This window comes from Cellulomonas septica, assembly GCF_012396155.1.
Taxonomy (GTDB): domain Bacteria; phylum Actinomycetota; class Actinomycetes; order Actinomycetales; family Cellulomonadaceae; genus Cellulomonas; species Cellulomonas septica.
Genome location: NZ_JAAXOY010000811.1, coordinates 1 through 1,382, shown reverse-complemented (window position 1 = coordinate 1,382; position 1,382 = coordinate 1). Strand labels below are relative to the sequence as shown.

At 72.2% G+C, this 1,382-nt stretch carries 2 protein-coding genes; both read left to right on the top strand.

What is annotated here, in order from left to right:
- Nucleotides 1-202: 202 nt before the first annotated feature.
- Nucleotides 203-634, top strand: a complete 432-nt coding sequence (locus HGA02_RS19390; RefSeq protein ID WP_124342847.1) for a phage tail protein — start codon at nt 203-205, stop codon at nt 632-634.
- A gap of 1 nt (nt 635) precedes the next feature.
- Nucleotides 636-1,382 (top strand): CIS tube protein (locus HGA02_RS19385; protein ID WP_168681035.1); only part of this gene is annotated, 747 nt, incomplete at its 3' end.

Genomic DNA, 1,382 nt, shown 5'->3' with positions numbered 1-1,382 from the left:
GCACCGGAGGGGTCGGGCGCGTCACCGTTCGCGACGGCGACCCCGGCGGACCTCGACGAGCTGGCCCGGCGGCTCATGACGCCGCTGATGCGCCGGGTGCGCGGGCAGCTGCTCGTGGACCGCGAGCGCCGCGGCACGCGGATCGACCGATGACGAGCAGCACGCGCAGCACGAGCGCCACGACGAACGGGAGGAGGGACCGATGCTGGAGGACACCGCGACAGCCGTCGGGCTGCAGTACGTCGTGACGGTCGACGGGCACAAGCTCGGCACGTTCGCGTCGTGCGAGGGCCTCGGGCTGGAGGTCGTCGTGGAGAGCCGCGAGGAGGGCGGCTTCAACACGGGCGTCTGGCAGCTGCCGACGCGCGTGAAGTACCCGAACGTCAAGCTCACGCGGCCGCTGGGCAAGGAGACGGCGGACGTCATGGCGTGGCTGTCGACGGTCAGCCAGGGGCTGGTCGCGACGACGGCGAGCATCGAGGCGCGCACGACGGACGGGACGACGGTCGTGCGGTGGACGCTGCAGGGCGTCGTGCCGATCCGCTGGACGGGCCCGTCGCTGACCCCGGACACGACGAAGGTCGTGACGGAGACGCTCGAGCTCGCGCACCACGGCTTCGGCAAGGGGGCGTGACGTGGGATCGGCGACGGGGTTCAACGCGAGCGCGGCGTCGGCGGCACCGGCGGGCGCGTCGACGCTGACGCACGCGAAGCTCGACCTGCACGAGCCGTCGAAGGACGGCGCCCTGGACAAGCCGGGGCCGCTCATCGGGTCGGTGGACTTCCAGTTCAACCCGAAGGAGCTGACGCTCCAGAAGTCGGCGAAGTGGACGCGCCCGACGACGAAGGGCAGCAAGCGGTCGAGCCCGCCGCAGTACCAGGGGCCGCAGCCGTCGAAGCTGACGCTCGAGATGTTCCTCGACGAGTCGGTGTTCTTCGACCCGGCGAAGAAGCAGGACGGGTCGGTCGTGAAGACCGTCGAGCAGCTGTTCAAGTGCTGCGTGCCCACCGACGCGTCGCACGGCCAGAAGAAGGACTCGCCGCCGTGGGTCAAGTTCTCGTGGGGCGGCCTGACGGGGTTCCTCGCGTACATCGAGCAGGTGCAGGTGAAGTACACGCTGTTCACGCCCGCGGGGCTGCCGGTGCGGGCGGTGTGCACGGTGACGCTGCAGGAGCTCGCGGGTGAGCCGCCGGGCACGAACCCGACGTCGGGCGGCCGGGTGCCGCACCGCGAGCACGTGGTCGTGCAGGGCGACACGCTGCCGGGCGTCGCGTACCAGGAGTACGGCGACGCGGCGCTGTGGCGGGCGGTCGCGGACGTCAACGGCGTCGACGACCCGGCGCGGCTGCGTCCCGGGCGGCGGCTGCTGCTGCCGACGGCC

Excerpts from the sequence above, each read along its gene's own strand:
- HGA02_RS19390 (WP_124342847.1), top strand. The coding sequence starts at position 203 with ATGCTGGAGGACACCGCGACAGCCGTCGGGCTGCAGTACGTCGTGACG.